Raw genomic sequence first — 16,819 nt, forward strand, 5'->3', positions numbered from 1 at the left:
TACACCTCACCGGACTTCGGCGGACGCCGCCCGGACCTACCCTTTTCGGATGAGGCCGGAACCGGCGTTCACGGGTTCACCGAACGGCATCCGCCGAGACGCACGACACCGCTTCCGTGCGGTCGAGGTCACCGCCTCCAACAGCGAGCGTTATATTCTGCTTGCTGCAGGTGACAACAGCGACGGTCTTCTACGGCGTCAGGGTCGGGCGGAGTCAACGGTGTCAGACGAACTGGCGGACGGTTCCGGAGTCGGTGACGCACCGGGGCCTGCGTCGATCACCGGAACCATCCGGGTGTTCCTTCTTGACGACCACGAGGTGGTGCGTCGCGGGCTGCGGGATCTCCTCACCGACGAACCCGATGTGGAGGTGGTCGGGGAGGCCGGGCGGGCCGATGAGGCGGTCGCCCGGATCCTGGCTCTCCAGCCCCACGTCGCGGTGCTGGACGCACGCCTGGAGGACGGCAGCGGTATCGAGGTCTGCCGGCAGGTCCGGTCGAGCGATCCACGGATCGCCTGCCTCATCCTGACCTCGTTCGACGACGAGGAGGCGCTCTTCACAGCGATCATGGCGGGCGCGGCCGGCTACGTTCTCAAGCAGATCCGGGGAACCGCCCTCGTGGACGCGGTGCGCCAGGTGGCGGCGGGCAAGTCTCTGCTCGATCCCGCGGTGACGCCCCGGGTCCTGGTGCGGCTGCGGGAGGGACCGGCCGAGGACGAACGGCTCTCCGGGCTCACCGACCAGGAGCGGCGCATCCTCCGGCTGATCGCGGAGGGGCTCACCAACCGCCAGATCGCCAGCCGGATGTTCCTCGCCGAGAAGACCGTGAAGAACTACGTCTCCAGCATGCTGTCCAAGCTCGGGCTGGAGAGCCGGACCCAGGCCGCGGTGTTCGCCACCAGGCTGAACCCCTGAACCCCTGAACCCCTGAGACTCTTGAGNCTCTTGAGGCCTCTGAGGCCCGGGNCNCCCCGCANCCCCGCCGCACCCGCTAACCGAGGACGCCCCATCCCTCGCCGGAGTGCACGCGAAGCTCGGGCAACGGCGCGATCACTGGAACCTGCCAGGTCATGGTGGTGCCGATGCCGCCCGCTCCCGGGCCGAACTCCATCCGGCCGCCGAGGTCGAGCGCACGGTGTCGCAGGTTGGCCAGCCCGCTGCTGCGCGAGGCCTTGCCAGGGCCGCGGCCGTCGTCGCGCACCTCGACCAGGAGGTCAGCGTCGGTGACCCGCAGCAACACGTGGATCCGGGAGGCCCGCGCGTGGCGGGCGATGTTGGACAACGCCTCGCGCAGCGCCGCGAGCATGTGCGGGCGGATGGCCGCGGGGACCCCGCGGTCGATCGGTCCGTCCAGCCGGACCGTCGGGGTGATTCCCAGGGCCCGTTCGGCCTGGGCGATGACCGCTTGGATCTCGGCGCGCAGATCGGTCTCCTCAGCAGCGTTGGAGGTCAACGAGAAGATCGTCTGACGGATGTCGGAGATGGTCTGGTCAAGCTCGCCGGCGGCGGCGTCCAGCCGCTCGGCCGCCCGGCTGTCCACGGCCCGGGCGAGGCTCTGCAGGTGCAGACCGGTGGCGAACAACCGCTGGATCACGACGTCGTGCAGGTCCCGAGCGATGCGGTCCCGTTCCTCGAAGACGGCCAGACGCTCCCGGTCGCGGTGCACCCGGGCCAGTTCGAGGGTGAGCGCGGCCTGCCCGGCGAAAGCCGCGGCCATCTCCAGGTCCAGACCGCCGAAGGAGGCCGAACGCCCACCCGAGCCGAGGACAAGGATGCCCAGCGCCCGGCCACCCGCCATCAGCGGCACCACCATGCCGACCTTCACCGGGAGGTCGGCATGGTCCGCGCCGAACAGCGGACCGCCCGGGGAGTCGGCGGGCACGAGCACGGCCCGGCCGGTGCGCATGGCCTCGTTCAGGCGGCGGTTGTCGGCGAAGACCCGGCCCCGCAGGTCGTCGTCCCCCTCCCCGTCGACAACCCCGACGACCAGGCCGGCCTCGTCGGGGACGAGGATCGCGGCGAGCCGGGCCGCAGTCGCCTGACGGGCCCGCCGGGCCACCAGGTCGAGCGCCTTCTCGGGCTCCGCAACCGACAGCAGCGCGGTCGTGATCTCCGCGCTGGCCGAGAGCCAGGCCTGCCGGCGCCTGGTCTCCTCGTACAGCCGCGCGTTCTCGATCGCGAAACCGACCGCGGCCGCCAACGCGCACGCCAGATCCTCGTCCTCCTGGGTGAACTCGCCGCCGCCGCGCTTCGCGCCGAGGAACAGCGTTCCGAACGCCGCGCCCCGCACCATGATCGGGACGTTGAGGAAGGTGTCGAACCGCGGGTGCCCGCCGGGAAACCCGATCGCGACGGGATGACGGGCGACGTCGGCCACCCGCAACGGCCGCGGGTGGCGCAGACTCTCCCCGATCAGGCCGCGCCCCTCGGGAAGCCTGCCGATCATGGTGGGCACCTCGTCAGGGAAGCCCACGTGGATGAGCTCCGAGATCTCCCCGTCGTCGCCGATCACCCCGAGGGCGCCGTACTTGGCCCCCACGAGCTGGCAGGCGGCCTGCGCGATCCGGCGCAGGGTGACCGGCAGGCTCAGTTCCCGGGCCACGTCGACGACCGCGTCGAGCAGGCCACGCATCCGGGTCTGCACGGACGCCACTTCGTTCACCTGCTCGGAGAGCTGGATCAGAAGCTGTTCGAGCCGCGTGGGATCGACATCGGGGACGGGTCCGCTCATCGGCCCAGGCCCAGGGCAATGACCGAACCTTCGTCCGGGTATCGACGGAATTCGACGAAAACCACCGCGCGTGGCACCTCATTTCCGGTCCCTCGCTCCAGCAGGGTGACGCGCGGGCGCCTGCCCAGGCGGAAGGATTGCCTGCCATGCAGGATATCCGGCAAACACCCACTCCGTGGAGCCGCGGGCGGAACGCCATGACGGGCACCGGCCGGGTCTCGGGAGGCCACAACGCGCCGGGCTACCTCCAACGTAGAGTGTTGTTCATGGCAGTGCCCCACCTCTTCCTGCACCGCGACCGTGTGACGGACCTGAGCCGGGTCGTCAGCGCGGCGTGTACCGGGCGGGCCTGAGCCAGCGTCATCCTCCCGCGGCGCCGCCGGCGGCGCCGGTGGCTCGTCGCCTGCCGTCCCTGGCTGGCTGATCGGCTGGTCCAGCTGACAGTTCCGTCGCCCCGCCCCGACGATCCGTCGGCCGCGCGACGCCACGCTCAGCCCGTTCGCACCGTGATCTCCACCGCTCCGCGCCGTCGCGCTCCGTGCCTGCGTCGCGGCGGGCCAACGCCGGCAGGACATCACCATCGTGCTCATTCGATGCGGTGACCCGGCGCCTCAGTCCCGCGCGCGGCACCGCTTCTCCCCGCCCGGCCGTGTCCGGCAGTGTGCCGGCGAACGCCACCGGCATCACCCGCGTCCCGGCATCACCCGCGTCCCGGCATCACCCGCGTCCCGGCATCACCCGCGTCTTGGGAGTGACCCGTGCCCCTCCTCCACCCGGTCCTCATCGCCGACCCCATCCGCATCGCCGACCCCACCTGCATCGCCGACCCCACCCGCAGCGCCGACCCCTTCGTGCCGGCCTCGTGCCTGAGCGATGAGCCGGGCCTCATCGACCTGGTGACCCTGTGCGAACTGACCGCCGCGCTCGCGGCGACACCCGAGGTCTGGCGTCCCGTCATCCGTCACCGTCCCGACCGCCGGTGGTACACCCGGCTGCTGCTCTCCGCGACCGTGGAGGTGTGGCTGATCGGCTGGTATCCGGGGCAGCAGACGGAGGTACACGATCACGGCGGCGCGCTGGGGGCGCTGACGGTCGCCGAGGGTTTCGTGGAGGAGGACCAGTACGACCGGAGCTGGACCAGCTCCCAGGTGCACCGGCACGGGACCGGGGCCGTGGTCGGCTTCGACCCGACCCACATCCACCGGGTCGCCAACCGCGGCCGGCAGGTCGCGACGACGATCCACGCCTACTCCCCACCGGAACTGTCGATGCGGTTCGCGCCGGCGCCGGCCGATGGCGGCCGGGCGGAGGATCCGCGTGCCGTCGAGATCCCACCCGCGGCCGCGGCAGCCGCGACGGTCCTGGGCCCGGCCGTCACCATCGGCGCGGCCACCGCGGCGATGGAGGCGGGCAGGGGCGACCGCAGGGCTCCGACCCACGCGGTGGCCGGGAGCGGCGCATGACGGCAACCGAGCACGCCACAGCCACACCACCGAGCCGGATTGACGCGATGCTCGCGGCGGCCCGGTCCCGGCTGCACCGACTCGAACCGGCGCAGGCCGCGCGTGCCCTGGCCGAGAACGGCGACGCGGTGCTGGTCGACATCCGACCCGCGGCGCAACGCGCCGCGGAGGGGGAGATCCCCGGCGCCGTCATCGTGGAGCGCAACGTCCTCGAATGGCGGTTCGNCCCCACCAGCGACGCGTGCCTGCCACTGGCGACGGGGGACGATCTGCAGGTCATCGTGATCTGCTCAGAGGGTTACACCTCCAGCCTCGCAGCCGACTCGTTGCGACAGCTCGGCCTGTGGCGCGCCACCGACGTGATCGGCGGATTCCACGGCTGGGCGGCGACCGGGCNCCCCNCCTNCCCGGCCCGCTGACCGCCGCGACCCGCCGGCCCGACCGAGGCTTCGACCGGGCCGGCGGGTTTACCCAGAGGGTCTACCCGGGGGGTCTACCCGGGGGGATCCCGGTCGTGCCGGCCACGTCATCGCCGCCCCTGCACCCCGCAGAGGTCAGGGGCGCATGCAGCGGCAAAAGCATCGGATGTGGTTCTGCGCACATTTCTCTACCGAAATCATCCCCCGAGAACCGGGGTAAGCGGACCTTCGCGGGATCGTCACCCGTACGCAATCGAACCCGGGTACCGCTCCAACCTTGATCGACGATGCCCCGCCGACGCCCCTCCCGGGCCGCGCCGGCCATCCGGCAACGATCTTCATGCAGGCTGTTTCCGCTGTCCAGTAGCGCTTCCCCGCCCATCCGGCGGTACCCGGCGAGCCCGGCACCGGCCGCCGTGGCGACCGAGCCCGACCGACGGCAACACCGATCCCGCCCGACGGCAGTCATCTCGGAACGCGCACGGTGCGTGACCATCTACCTCGGCACACGCCGGTACGGAGCCCCGGACGTCCGCGTTCCGGAACCCTTGCTATCCGGTNGAGAGACGTCTACGTTCCTCGGTTAACGAGACGAGACGGGATCGTTTCCGAGCGGGGCTCCGGCCACGGTAGGCCAACCGAAAAGGCAGCGTCGACGGATTCCACCCGGAACGCCCGAGGGCTTCTCGGCTCGACCAGGTCGACCTGCCTGTCTGGGTGTAGACAACACCGGATTCGGCGGTCTGGAAAAGCAGTGTGTCCGCCTTTGCAACGTCAGCAGGAGACGGTATGCCCAGTCAGCCCAGCGTGCTACCCGCTCGAAGCTTCGCCACGCTCAGCTCCCTGTCCGCCGCGTGTCACCACGTGTCCGGCGGTGCACGATGAGCGCCGGCGTCCCGGTTCTTCCCGGCCGTGATCTGCCGCCACAGCCGTTCGGAGCTGGTTGGCCCGCCTACTGGCGCCAGGAAGCGGCATGCCGCGACGGCGACCCGGACGCATTCTTCCCGCCGGACGGCCGCAACACGAAAGCCCGGGCCGCGGCCGAGAGGCGGGCCCGCAAGATCTGCTCCGACTGCCCGGTGCAGCGCCCATGCCTGGCCACCGCGATCTTCTGTCAGGAAGAGCACGGGGTGTGGGGCGGCCTGACCTCGGACGAGCGTGCTTCCGTCGTCCCCCGCGGGCGGCTGAGCGCGGACGACGCCCTGGTCTTCGCCGACCGGCTGCTGCTGTCCGTGTCGGTCGCGAGCTGAGCGGACCGCGCCCGGTGACCCCGGGCGCGTCCCGCAGCGGTGATCGCCCCCTGGTCACGCGGTGGCTCCTCACGCCGGCCGATCTGCCCGGATATCGGCGGCGATGATCAGGATCATGGTTCCAGACGGCTCGGCCGCGACGCCCTCGCTATCCGGTCGGGCCATACCTCATTGACGGACCCGGCCCATCCTGGGCAGTCTGCATGTCATCACCTCACGCCGCGGGGCGTGCGGCGCGGCGGCGCGGGGACCGGACGCGGGAGGGCGCGGTGGGCACGGGTATGGCTCCCGGCGAGGCCGGATTCGACGATCCGGGCGGTGGCGGCAAGAAACCCCGGGCCGTGCTGCCACAGATAGACCCTGGGAAATTCGCCGGAAAATTCTTTTCCCTGAATATCATACTTTATATCGAACCAGCCCTGCAGGGTCCTGCTCGCCGTTCCGCGCCCGCCACGCCAGGTACGGATTCCCGGCAACTCCGGCTGGAACGGCAATTCCGGCTGGAACGCGACGGACGTCGCGCCGTCGATTTCCTCCCCGTACGGCGGAGAGTTCGCTCGTGAAACCACGGCGGCGCCTTCTTCTGCTGCGGCACGCAAAGTCGGACTGGGCCGAAGGGTCAATCCACGACGCCGATCGACCGCTGTCCGGATCGGGCCGGCGGGGCTGCGAGCTCATCTCGCGCTACCTCACGGACAACAAGCTCGCGCCCGACCTCATTCTGTGCTCCTCCGCGCTGCGGACCCGGCAGACCGTCGAGGGCCTCGCGGATGNGCTCCCCCCGAACGTCCCGGTCCTGACCGAGGACCGGCTCTATCTGGCCGAGGCGCAGGACCTGCTGGACCGGCTGCGTGAGATCGACGACGGAGTGCCCAGCGTGATGCTCGTCGGGCACAATCCCGGTATCCACACGCTGGCCGTGGCCCTGCTGCCCCCGGCCGAGCGATACCGGATCTCCACGTTTCCGACGGCGGCACTCGCCATCCAGGATCTGACCGTTACGCGCTGGGCGGAGCTGGGTCAGGACTCGGCCCGGCTCGTCTCCTTCGTCACGCCGCGGGGCCTGCGGGAGGCCGTCGGACCGGCAGGGGCCCCGAAACCCGGCCCGCCGGCCTGAGTCGGGAACGCCGCCGGCCTGAGCTCGGCCGGCGGCCGAGCGCCGCGGCGCGGCAGCCCGATGAACTGGTAGGTGCCGCGCCAGGCCTCGTGAACCAGATCGGCACTGCACTCAGTAGGCCTGCTCCATGATCTTGGATGCGAGGGCGAAGACGCCGCCAACGNCCAGCAGTGCNCCAGCCGCGATCCACAACGGCACCGAGGCGAGCGGGAGGGCGAACGTCCCGACAACAAAGCCTACGATGATCAGAAGTACCGCGGCCCACGAACCCGTGTTGGCCTTGTGGTGACCGGTCTCACTAGCCACGTCCACTCCCGTTCGTCCTCATCGGGGCCGCCCGGCGACCCGATGCACATCGTTTTCCGGTGCGAGACTACCCGCGATCGGCATGTCCGATCCCGGATGGCGATGTACCTTTGCCCAATCTCGCCATTCTGCCCGATCTTGCCATNCCCTNCCCGCGCCGGGAGCCCGGTCNCCCNAANCCGGCGACCCGCCGCAAGTCCACCAACTGGTCGTCGAGCCAGCGCCGCACGTCGTGGGTGCGGACCTGTCTGGCGGCCGCGGCGAGCCGACGATGGCGCTCCTCCATCGGCATCGTCAGCGCGGTGTACAGGGCGTCGGCCATCTGCTGCACGTCGAAGGGGTGCAGGGTAACGGCGAACTCGCCCAGCTCCTCGTGCGCCCCGGCCATCTCCGACAGCGCCAGCACGCCGCCACGCCGGTTGACGACCGCGACCTCCTTCGCGACCAGGTTCATCCCGTCGGCGATCGCGTTGACGATCAGAACGTCACAGATGGAGTAGGCCGCCACGGCGAGCGGGAAGTCCTCGACCATCCGCAGGTCGATCGGCTGGCGCCCCTCCTTGGTATGCCGGGCGTTGATCTCCGCGACGACCGCGCCGATCAGGGCGATGTAGTCGGCGTACTCCGGCACGTCGGTGCGGCTGGGCTGCAGCAGCGCCAGGAAGCTGACCTTGCCCACCAGCTCCGGATGCTGATCGAGTAGGGTGCCGAAGGCCAGAAAGCCACGCACGACGTTCTTGCTGGGGTCGGTGCGGTCCACCCGCAGGATGAGCTGACGGTCATCGTCGAGGAAGATGTAGCGCAGCATCGCCACATGCGCCGCCACCTCCTCAGAGGCCTGCGTAGCGTCCAGCGCCGCCGGGTCGACCGAGATCGGGTGGTACCGGGCGCGGACCACCCGATCCGCCACCGTCACCGTCAGCTGCTCCAGGTCGATCGGCAGGCCGAGCAGCTCCTGGGCGCACAGGACGAAGTTGCGGGCGTAGCGCCGGGTATGGAAACCGACCACATCACTACCGAGCAGCCCGCGCAGTAGTCGCTCCCGGATGTCGGCGGGCAGGATGCGCCACTCGTCCGGCCCCGGCCAGGGAATGTGGATGAAATGCGTGAGCACCGCATCCGGGCACTGCTCCCGCACCCAGTCAGCCACGAGGTAGAAGTGGTAGTCCTGCAGCAGGACAAGCGCCTTGCCACCCCGCGCGCGCACCTCGTCAACCACCGCGTCGGCGTAGGCCCGGTTGACCGCCGCGTAGCCGTTCTCGAAGGCGTCGTGCTCGGCCCGGGTGAACACCGGTGACAGCGACCGGCCGTAGAGGCCGTGCTGGATGAACCACAGGACCGGGTTGGACCACACGCTGTAGAAGTCGGCGTAGGCGGTCGGATCGGTAACGACGAGCCGGACCCGGATGGCGGGGCCGTCCGGGTCGCCCTCCACGAGCCGGGGCGAGGGATAGGTCTGGACGAGGATGGAGCTCCCGGCGCTCTCCCCGGCGACGGCGACGTCCTCCTCGCTGGCTGCGCCGCACACCCACACCGCGTCGTCGAGATGCTCGGCGAGTCCGGACAGGGCCGAGACGAGGCCGCCCGCCCCCCTGGTGACGGTACGACCGGTGGCGTCCCGGTCGAACCTGACCGGACCGCGATTGGACAGCAGCACGAGCGGCAGGTCGAGCGACAGGTCGAGCGGGTTGAAGTCCGACACGGCGGATGCGGCCTCCTGGTCACGGGCGGTACTCGGCGTCCGGCACCGCTGAACCCGAGCGCCCGAGCGCACGGGGACAATCCGGACTGTAGTAAGCCCGGCTTTCGGATGCACCGCGTTGCAACGCGGCTAGGACGTTGTTACCCAGACCTTCATCTGGTTACTGCTCTCACCCGAAAGGTGTCCTCCTGTAATCAGATGCCCCGGCAAGCCGCAACGGGGAGATCCCGTCCCACGTCGGGAGGCGTGCCGTGCCTCACCCCAGCCGTCTACAGACCGTCCCGGTAGTCCCGAACCTCCTGCACGGCCGATCCCAACGACGCCAGCGACGTCTGCAATGTGTCGCGTGTCTCCACCAGCGCGCTGGTCAACTGTTCGACCGCACGGTGCTCACTGCCGTCGGTCGCCGCGATCACCATCGCCTGCGCCTCCTCGATCATGCTCAGCGCGCCCTCCAACTGCCCGGCCACCTCCTCGGTGCGCCGGAACGCCTCGTCGAGCTGCGCCTTGACGTCGGCGATCGTGCCTGACACCCGTCCTCATCCCTTCCTGGAACCACCGCTCCTGGAACCACCGCTCTTCGATGCGCCGGCCGAAGCCTGCCCGCCGCCGAGGCCGAGACCGAAGCGGACCGCCACCGCGAGCGCGGCCAGCGACGCGATCACCCCGACCGGTTCCATCGGGGCGAGCCGGAACGTAGCCAGCACCATCACCGCGGCCGTGCCCGCGCCCAGGGTGCCCGCCCGCAACACCGCCTTCGCCCCATCCTCGCCGCCGGCCCCGAGGGCGACCAGAACGGCGGCGGCCACTGTCGACCCGACCAGGCATGGCAGCGCGGGCGCGGCGACGAAGGCCCGCAGAAGTCCGACGATCCCGAGGATGAGCAGGCAGGCGAGGGCGGTCAGCAGCCCGGCCGACGCCGGGCCGGTGCCCTTGGAGACGGCCCGCAGCTCGGCGGCCTTGCTCATCGCGTCCAGGCAGAGCTCGTATGCCTGGCGCGGCGCGGTCCGCGGGTCCACCTGCGCGGCGGACGGCTCGTGCGGGCCGCCGGCGCGGCCATCCCGCGCAGCCCGGCCCGCCCCCAGCGGCAGGCCATCCGACCGGTGCCGCTGCCGCGCGAGCCCCCGTCCCGTGCGGTCGNCCNCCCGNCCGGCCTGTNCNAATGANCGNCCCCGCCGATCGCCCGGTTCGGCCGGGACGTACCCGCCCCCGTCGCGGTAGAGGCCGCGATCCGCCGTCCCCTTCTTCGCCAGGCCGACCCGCGGGACGGCGGCAGCCGCTTCGGCCGAGGCGTCGCCGGCCGCCGAGCGCAGCTGGTCGAGCTCGGTGAGCCCATACTGGGCGAGGGGCTCGGCGACCTGGTCCCAGACACTGCGGACCCTGGCCCGGATGTCCTGGGCGGCGTCCCGGTGCCGACGCGCGGCCGCCCGGCCGTCCTGCCGTCGGTCGCGGGCGTCGCGGCCGGCCCGGGCCCGGGCCTCGTCGGACGCACCGAGCAGGCGCCGGTACTGCATCGCCGCCTTGGCCGGATCGTCAAGATCCGGGTCGCCAAGGCCCGCGTCGCCAAGGCCCGCGTCGCCAAGGCCCGCGTCGCCGAACAGGTCGGCGAGATCGGACGCATCCACCGGCACAGATCCAGCCACGATCCCGTTCCGTCCTCTCCCGGCGCCTGCTCGGCCGTCGATCCCCACGTCGCCGACAGCCGCCACGTCGCCGACAGCCGCCACGTCGCCGACAGCCGCCACGTCGCCGTCGCTTCCCGCCCCGTCGTCGGTCCGCATCGGACTACCCCTGATCCAACGGCGCGAACGGCACCACGGTGCGCGGTTCGGCCTGGACGTGCCGGTCGAACAGGACCGCCCGATTCGGCATGGTCCCACCGGTCACCGACCGGTGTCCGGCCAGGACGAACAGGTCGCTGCCGGGTACCCCGGCCGCCACCCACGCGGCGATGTCGTCCCGGTTACCCGGACCGAGGTCCTCGGCCAGCCGGGACACTCCCCGCCACCAGCCCAGCAGGTGCACGCGCTGCGCCGGTCCCCGGCGGGTGAGCGTGCGCAGGTCGTCCAGTCCGGTGCGACGGGTCACCGGGTCACGCGCCTCCAGCCCGGCCCGGCCAGCGTCCATCGCAAAGACGACGACGAGCCGCAGCGGCGGCGCGACCGGGCCCACGCTGCCGGTGAGTGCGGACTCCTCCCGGACACGGGTCTCGTCGGCGGCACCGGCCAGCACCGACCGCAGGCCGGTGACATCGGCGACCCGAACGGGATGCCCGGCCCGGCGCACGCGCGCCGCGAGCACCTCCGCGGCGGCGAGCGCCATCGGCTCCGCGACGATGATCTCGACCACCAGTCCACCGGCCGGGACCTGCGCGGCGACGCTGGCCGCCGCCGCCTGCAGGATGCCGACCGCCTCCCGACGCAGCGGACCGAGCACGGCGAGATGCCGGCCGGGCAGCGCGGCGAGCCGTACCCCGACCGCGGGCGGCGCGAGGTCCAGGGGCACGCCAACCAGCGCGAGGGGATCGACATCGTTCTCGGCACCGTCCCCTGAGCCGCTCCCGGAACCGCAAGCACGCCCCGGCGACGCATCGCCCGCCAGCAGGCTCGGACCGGTTTCGCCACCGTCGCCGATGATCGCTTCGGCCGCAACCGCCTCGACGGCCGTCGGCGCCGGACGCCCGTCCAACGCCTGGTAGATCGGGTTGTCGTCAAGAACCGCGGGGGCGTGACCAGCAAAGACCCGCGGGGGCCTCGCATTCGGCACACTGCGCGCGGTCGTGGCCGCCAGCCGCCCACGCAGCACGCCTATCGCCGCCGGATCCGGGAAGGCGACCCGGACGAGTTCGTTGCCCGCAGGATGGCCGTTGCGCCGGTTGACGATAGCCTCCCCGACGCCCGAGAGCGCGCCGGCAGCNTCGTTCGCCGTGGACAGCAGGACCCGTGACTCCGAGATCGAGGTACGCAGCGCCACGCGCAACGCGAACTGCCCGAAGATCGAACCACGCTTCCCGGCGGTGGCATCGAGCGCGTCGATACCGGACAGCGTCTGGCTGGCGAGCAGCAGATGGACCCCGTAGGCGCGGCCCTGGCGGGCCAGGACCTCCAGGTGCGCGACGGCCTCCCGCGCCACCGAGTCCATCGGGGTGAGCATCACCTGGAACTCGTCGACCACGACGATGATCCGCGGCCAGGCCGAGCTCCGGTCGGCCGCCCGCAGGCCTCGCAGGTCGCGGGCGCCGACCGCGCGCATCGCCACGGCGCGGCGGCGCATCTGTTCACGGACCGCCCGCAGCACCGCGACGCCGAACTCGCGGTCGCTCTCGATGCCGACGGTGTCGGCGTGCGGCAGGTAGAACGGGTCCGTCGGACCGGCGGCAAACTGGGCGAACTCCAGCCCCTCCTTGAAGTCGAGCAGATGGAAGCGGACCTGGTCGGGCCCGTAACGCGCGGCGATCCCGTAGATCACGTCGAGGAGCAACGTCGACTTGCCCGACCCGGCCTGGCCGCCGACGAGGGCGTGCACGGTGTCGTCGTCGAAGGTGAACCCCACCGGCCCGTCGGGGCCCTGCGCCACCTCGACACCCACCCCGGCTGCGCTGTCGAACTCCCACAGGCCGCGGGGCAGCATGTCGCTGATGGCGGGCGGGCGGGCGGCCTCCCGGGTGGCCGCCGCGGCGACCTGAGCCGCGACCGCTGCGACCAGCATGGAGTGCGGCGGCGGGTCCAGCTCGACCCGCAGCAGACCGGTCAGCGACGTGCGCCAGCCTCCCGCGGCGGCCCCGCGCCATCCCGGCCGATCGGCGAGGAGCTCGACCGCGGTGAACACCACCGACCTCGGCAGGGGTTCCGTCACCGAGTCCTCGTCCTCGTCGGCTCCCAGACCGCCGACGTCGGGATCCAGCGGCGTCACCGCATCGGGATCGTCTCGCGAGCCGCCCAGGACCGGCTCCACGCCGGACGGCCGGACCTCCACGATGGAGATCACCNCCNCCCCGCAGGACGGGCCCTGGGCCGCGATGGCGGCGAGCGCCCGCGCGCCCTCGTCGTGCAGCCGGGGCTCACCAAGCAGCACCAGGACGCGCCAGGGCTCCGAACGCGGAAGCCCGGCCTCCTCCCGCTCCCGCAACGAGTCGAACCGGCCACCGAGCCGGTCCACGGTGATTCTTCCCACCTCCGCCGACAGCTCCGCGAGGACCTCCTCGAGCCGGGCCCGCGTCGTGAGCGTGGGGGTGGCCACACCGGCGGCACGCAGCGGCGCAAAGCCGGCGAGCCCGGCACCGAACTCGTGGGGATCGTAGACGACGAGTCGGACCCACCCGGCCGGCGCCGCGGCGAGGACGCGGGTCAGCAGGCCACGCACGAGGTCGACCGCGGCGGGCCGGCTGGACCGGGTCGTCTCGATCCGCAGGTTCAGGCCGTCCAGCAGCGGGATGGCCAGTGGCACCGTCCGGTGCTGCGCCGTGGGATCGTCGGGCGGCACGATGACCTGACCGACCTGCCACAGAGCGGGCCGGAAACGAGCCCGGTCGCCGACCGGGGCGACGCCGAAGGGGCCGTGCCGCCAGTCGGGCGCCGCCCAGGACGCGCCGGCGAATCCACGCGCCCGGGAACGGGCGATCACGGCGGCCCGGGCGAGCTCCCCGGCGACGTCGAGCCGCCCCGCGCCGGACTCACCGGGGCCACCGACCTTCCCCGAGGCACCGGCCTTCCCGGAAGCACCGGAGCCCACCTCGGTCTCGATCCGGTCCGCCTGCTCATCCAGCCGGTCGGCGAGCGCCAGTGCCGCCCCCAGCGAGGACTGGATGCCGGCCACGAGCGTGCGCGCCCGCCGGGTACCCGACACGTCGACCTCCCCACACTGTGTGTTGCCGTGCTCGGCGTCGAGCCCCCCGACGACCATGACACGTCCGACGGAGCAAACATCCCAGAACGCGCCGACCGGCCGAACTGGCCTGCCGGCGCGACGGTCTGGACACAGGGACATCGCCGGACGAAAGCATGCGACGACATCGGCGACGTTATCGGTACAACCACCCGCCGCCTGGCCGTTCCGGACGACGGCGACGCCGGGACCACCCGAGCGGGCCACCCCCGACCGGCACCAAACCAACGGCGCCGCGCGTGTTCAATGATCCGTCGGGGCAACCGTCCCGGTCAGGTAAGCCAGCGCACCGATCGAAGGGGCGAAGGTCGGCGATGAGCAGGTGGAAAGGGAACGTCGGTGACGGACGCGGCTGACACGGCTGACACGGCGGGCCGCACGGAGACGGCGGGTCCGGCAGGTACGGCAGGTACGGCAGGTACGGCGGCGAAACAGCGACCGCTCGCCGTCATCGACGTCGACGGGGTGGTGGCCGACGTCCGACACCGATTGCGCTTCCTGCGCGCCAGTCCCAGCGACTGGGAGGCGTTCTTCGCGGCGGCGCCCGCCGATCCCCCCCTGGCCGAAGGGGTGGAACTGGCCCGCAAGCTGGCCCGAGACCACGAGGTGGTATGGCTGACCGGCCGGCCGGAGCGTTCCAGAGAGGCGACGCGGCGCTGGCTGACCGAGCAGGATCTGCCGCCGGGTGAGCTGCGGATGCGTCCGGACGCCGACCGTCGGCCGGCTCGGGTGTTCAAACGCGCCGAACTTCGCGAGCTCGGCGCCGGCCGTCGGGTCGCCGTCGTGGTCGACGACGACCCCGCCGTGGTGGACCTGCTGCGCGCCGACGGCTGGCCGGTCCTGCGGGCCGAATGGCTCGCCTACGAGGCGACGCTGGGCAACGCCCAGGAGACCGAGGGCCGCACCTGACCATGAGCCGCGCCTCGGCGATGTCGGGTACGGCCCGCGTCCGGCGGTCGGGCCCGCCGGTCAGCGCGAGGCCGACCGCCGGTACACGCGCGCGGCGAACGGCCCGAACACCACCAACAGACCCAGACACCAGGCGAGGGACTGCAGGAGGACGGAGACGACCGGACCGCCGAGGAACAACGCCCGCACGGCGTCGACGGTCACCGTCACCGGCTGATGCCGGGCGAACGCCTGCAGCCAGCCCGGCATGGTCTCCACCCGGGCGAAGGCCGAGCTGGCGAAGACCAGCGGGAAAATCCAGATGAATCCCGCCGACTGCGCCGCCTCCGCGCTACTCACCGACAGCCCGATGACGGCGGACAGCCAGGAGAAGGCGTACGAGAACAACAGCATCAGCCCGAACCCGGCCAGCGCCGCCGGCACCGTGGTCTCCCCGAACCGGAATCCCACGGCCAGACCTACCAGAAGCATCACCACGACGATGAAGACGTTGCGGGCGAGATCGGCCAGGGTACGGCCGGTGAGCAGCGCCGACCGGCTCATGGGAAGGGAACGGAACCGGTCGATCAGGCCCCGCTGACGGTCCTCCGCCAGCCCCACGCCGGTCAACATCGACCCGAAGATCACCGTCTGTAGGAAGATGCCCGGCATCAGGTAGTCCACGTACTTGACCCCGTCACCCACGTTGATCGCGCCACCGAAGACGTAGGTGAACAGCAGGACGAACATGACCGGCTGGATGGTCGCGAAGATGACGAGCTCGGGTATCCGCCAGGTCTGGATCAGATTGCGCCGGCACATCACCCACGCGTCAGCGACGGCCCACGACAGCCGCCCGCGCCCCGCCGGAGTCAGCTCGATGGTGCTCATATGGTCACCATGTCCTTGTCATCCTTGTCATCCTTGTCATCCCGGTCGTCCTTGTCATCCCGGTCGTCCCGGTCATCCCGGTCATCCCGGTCATCCCGGTCATCCCGGTCATCAGGGTTGCCGGTGTCGCCACGGCCGTCGCCGCCCGCACGTGCGGGCGGCGTCTCGCTGCCGGCCGAAGCGCGCCCGGTCATGGCGAGGAAGACGTCGTCCAGCGACGGCCGGTGCAGGGCGACGTCGGAAATCGGCACCCCCAGCTCGTCGAGACCCCGGACCACATCGGACAGCACGCTCGCGCCCGGTACCGGCACACTGACCCGACGCGTCTCCCCGTCGGCCGTCGCCGCGCCGGATCCGAACCGGGCGAGCACCGCCCGGGCGGCCTGGACATCCTCGGCGGCGTCACCACCGACGACGATGTCCAGCCGGTCGCCACCGACCTGCGACTTCAGCTCGTTCGGGGTACCCCGCGCGATGACCCGGCCGCCGTCGACCACCGAGATCCGGTGGGCCAGCCGGTCGGCCTCCTCCAGGTACTGCGTCGTGAGCAGGACCGTCGTGCCGTCCCGCACCAGATCGGCGATCACCCTCCACATCGCCGAGCGGCTGCGGGGATCCAGTCCGGTGGTCGGCTCGTCGAGGAACAGCACCGCCGGGTTGATGATCAGACTGGCCGCGAGATCGAGCCGCCGCCGCATCCCGCCCGAGTAGGTACGCGCCTGCCGACCGGCCGACTCGGCGAGCTCGAACCGCTCGAGCAGCTCGACCGCGCGGGCCCGCGCGACGCGGCTGCGCAGACGGTAGAGCCGCCCGAACATCTCCAGGTTCTCCAGGCCGGTGAGCCGCTCGTCGACCGCCGCGTACTGGCCGGTCAGACCGATCCGGGCACGCAGCGCGTCCGCCTGCCGGACGACGTCCAGACCGAGGACCCNGGCCTGGCCGCCGTCCGGGCGCAGCAGGGTCGACAGGATGCGTACCGCCGTCGTCTTGCCGGCTCCGTTGGGCCCCAGCACACCGTGCACGGTGCCGGCATCGACCCGCAGGTCCAGGCCCACCAGCGCTCGTTTGCCGCCGTAGCTCTTCTGCAGGCCCTCGGTGAGGACCGTCGGGTTGTCTGTCACGAGGCGGACCGTACGACGAACCACCGACAGTTCGGAACCGAATAAG

The 16,819-nt window shown here is 71.7% G+C and carries 15 protein-coding genes; 6 read left to right on the forward strand and 9 right to left on the reverse strand.

Features of this window, described 5'->3' with window-relative positions; translation table 11 throughout:
- Window positions 1–220: 220 nt before the first annotated feature.
- The gene (locus ALLO2_RS06650) at window positions 221–916 is read left to right on the forward strand and encodes a response regulator transcription factor (protein WP_011435926.1); all 696 of its coding nucleotides are present in this window, start codon (window positions 221–223) and stop codon (window positions 914–916) included.
- A 76-nt stretch (window positions 917–992) separates the two neighbouring features.
- Here ALLO2_RS06650 and ALLO2_RS06655 read toward each other — a convergent pair whose 3' ends face one another.
- Window positions 993–2,732, reverse strand: a complete 1,740-nt coding sequence (locus ALLO2_RS06655; protein ID WP_023840507.1) for a GAF domain-containing sensor histidine kinase — start codon at window positions 2,730–2,732, stop codon at window positions 993–995.
- Window positions 2,733–3,490: 758 nt separating this feature from the next.
- Between ALLO2_RS06655 and ALLO2_RS06660 the strand changes: the two genes are divergently transcribed.
- From ALLO2_RS06660 to ALLO2_RS06670, 3 genes are all read left to right on the forward strand, one after another.
- Window positions 3,491–4,195 (forward strand): cysteine dioxygenase family protein, encoded by a 705-nt coding sequence (locus ALLO2_RS06660; RefSeq protein ID WP_023840509.1) that lies wholly within the window; start codon window positions 3,491–3,493, stop codon window positions 4,193–4,195.
- The gene (locus tag ALLO2_RS06665) at window positions 4,192–4,614 is read left to right on the forward strand and encodes a rhodanese-like domain-containing protein (RefSeq protein WP_232234937.1); all 423 of its coding nucleotides are present in this window, start codon (window positions 4,192–4,194) and stop codon (window positions 4,612–4,614) included. Before ALLO2_RS06660 ends, ALLO2_RS06665 begins: the two co-directional genes overlap by 4 nt.
- A gap of 881 nt (window positions 4,615–5,495) precedes the next feature.
- Window positions 5,496–5,864, forward strand: a complete 369-nt coding sequence (locus tag ALLO2_RS06670) for a WhiB family transcriptional regulator (RefSeq protein ID WP_011435921.1) — start codon at window positions 5,496–5,498, stop codon at window positions 5,862–5,864.
- A gap of 209 nt (window positions 5,865–6,073) precedes the next feature.
- Here ALLO2_RS06670 and ALLO2_RS25440 read toward each other — a convergent pair whose 3' ends face one another.
- Complete coding sequence (locus ALLO2_RS25440; RefSeq protein ID WP_133056945.1) at window positions 6,074–6,433, reverse strand: hypothetical protein; 360 nt, start codon at window positions 6,431–6,433, stop codon at window positions 6,074–6,076.
- On the opposite strand from ALLO2_RS25440, the gene ALLO2_RS06675 reads away from it, so the two are divergent.
- Window positions 6,424–6,981 (forward strand): histidine phosphatase family protein, encoded by a 558-nt coding sequence (locus ALLO2_RS06675; RefSeq protein WP_035730540.1) that lies wholly within the window; start codon window positions 6,424–6,426, stop codon window positions 6,979–6,981. The genes ALLO2_RS25440 and ALLO2_RS06675 overlap by 10 nt on opposite strands.
- 111 nt (window positions 6,982–7,092) lie before the next feature.
- Here the strand turns inward: ALLO2_RS06675 and ALLO2_RS06680 are convergent, their stop codons facing one another.
- The 5 genes from ALLO2_RS06680 to ALLO2_RS06700 form a co-directional block, all read right to left on the reverse strand.
- Window positions 7,093–7,287 (reverse strand): hypothetical protein, encoded by a 195-nt coding sequence (locus ALLO2_RS06680; protein WP_369808128.1) that lies wholly within the window; start codon window positions 7,285–7,287, stop codon window positions 7,093–7,095.
- Window positions 7,288–7,354: 67 nt separating this feature from the next.
- Entirely contained in the window at window positions 7,355–8,989 is a 1,635-nt protein-coding gene (locus tag ALLO2_RS06685; RefSeq protein ID WP_232234938.1) for a trehalose-6-phosphate synthase, read from the reverse strand.
- Between the two features lie 269 nt (window positions 8,990–9,258).
- Window positions 9,259–9,522, reverse strand: a complete 264-nt coding sequence (locus tag ALLO2_RS06690; RefSeq protein WP_011435917.1) for a hypothetical protein — start codon at window positions 9,520–9,522, stop codon at window positions 9,259–9,261.
- Window positions 9,523–9,528: 6 nt separating this feature from the next.
- Window positions 9,529–10,770 (reverse strand): hypothetical protein, encoded by a 1,242-nt coding sequence (locus tag ALLO2_RS06695; protein WP_035730547.1) that lies wholly within the window; start codon window positions 10,768–10,770, stop codon window positions 9,529–9,531.
- Between the two features lie 4 nt (window positions 10,771–10,774).
- Window positions 10,775–13,891 (reverse strand): FtsK/SpoIIIE domain-containing protein, encoded by a 3,117-nt coding sequence (locus tag ALLO2_RS06700; protein WP_232234939.1) that lies wholly within the window; start codon window positions 13,889–13,891, stop codon window positions 10,775–10,777.
- Between the two features lie 321 nt (window positions 13,892–14,212).
- Between ALLO2_RS06700 and ALLO2_RS06705 the strand changes: the two genes are divergently transcribed.
- A complete protein-coding gene (locus ALLO2_RS06705; RefSeq protein ID WP_011435914.1) occupies window positions 14,213–14,782 on the forward strand; it encodes a hypothetical protein in 570 nt (189 codons plus the stop codon).
- Between the two features lie 60 nt (window positions 14,783–14,842).
- Here the strand turns inward: ALLO2_RS06705 and ALLO2_RS06710 are convergent, their stop codons facing one another.
- Together ALLO2_RS06710 and ALLO2_RS06715 are read right to left on the reverse strand one after the other, a co-directional pair.
- Window positions 14,843–15,652: an ABC transporter permease gene (locus tag ALLO2_RS06710; protein WP_011435913.1), complete on the reverse strand. Its 810-nt coding sequence runs from the start codon at window positions 15,650–15,652 to the stop codon at window positions 14,843–14,845.
- Window positions 15,649–16,773 (reverse strand): daunorubicin resistance protein DrrA family ABC transporter ATP-binding protein, encoded by a 1,125-nt coding sequence (locus ALLO2_RS06715; protein WP_035730549.1) that lies wholly within the window; start codon window positions 16,771–16,773, stop codon window positions 15,649–15,651. The genes ALLO2_RS06710 and ALLO2_RS06715 overlap by 4 nt, the downstream gene beginning before the upstream one ends.
- Window positions 16,774–16,819 lie beyond the last annotated feature (46 nt).

This window comes from Frankia sp. Allo2 (assembly GCF_000733325.1).
GTDB classification, from domain to species: Bacteria; Actinomycetota; Actinomycetes; order Frankiales; family Frankiaceae; genus Frankia; species Frankia casuarinae.

What these genes read in the sequence shown, in the direction of transcription:
- ALLO2_RS06670 (WP_011435921.1), top strand. Translation starts at nt 5,496, where the DNA reads ATGAGCGCCGGCGTCCCGGTTCTTCCCGGCCGTGATCTGCCGCCACAG.
- ALLO2_RS06710 (WP_011435913.1), bottom strand. Translation starts at nt 15,652, where the DNA reads ATGAGCACCATCGAGCTGACTCCGGCGGGGCGCGGGCGGCTGTCGTGG.
- ALLO2_RS06655 (WP_023840507.1), bottom strand. Translation starts at nt 2,732, where the DNA reads ATGAGCGGACCCGTCCCCGATGTCGATCCCACGCGGCTCGAACAGCTT.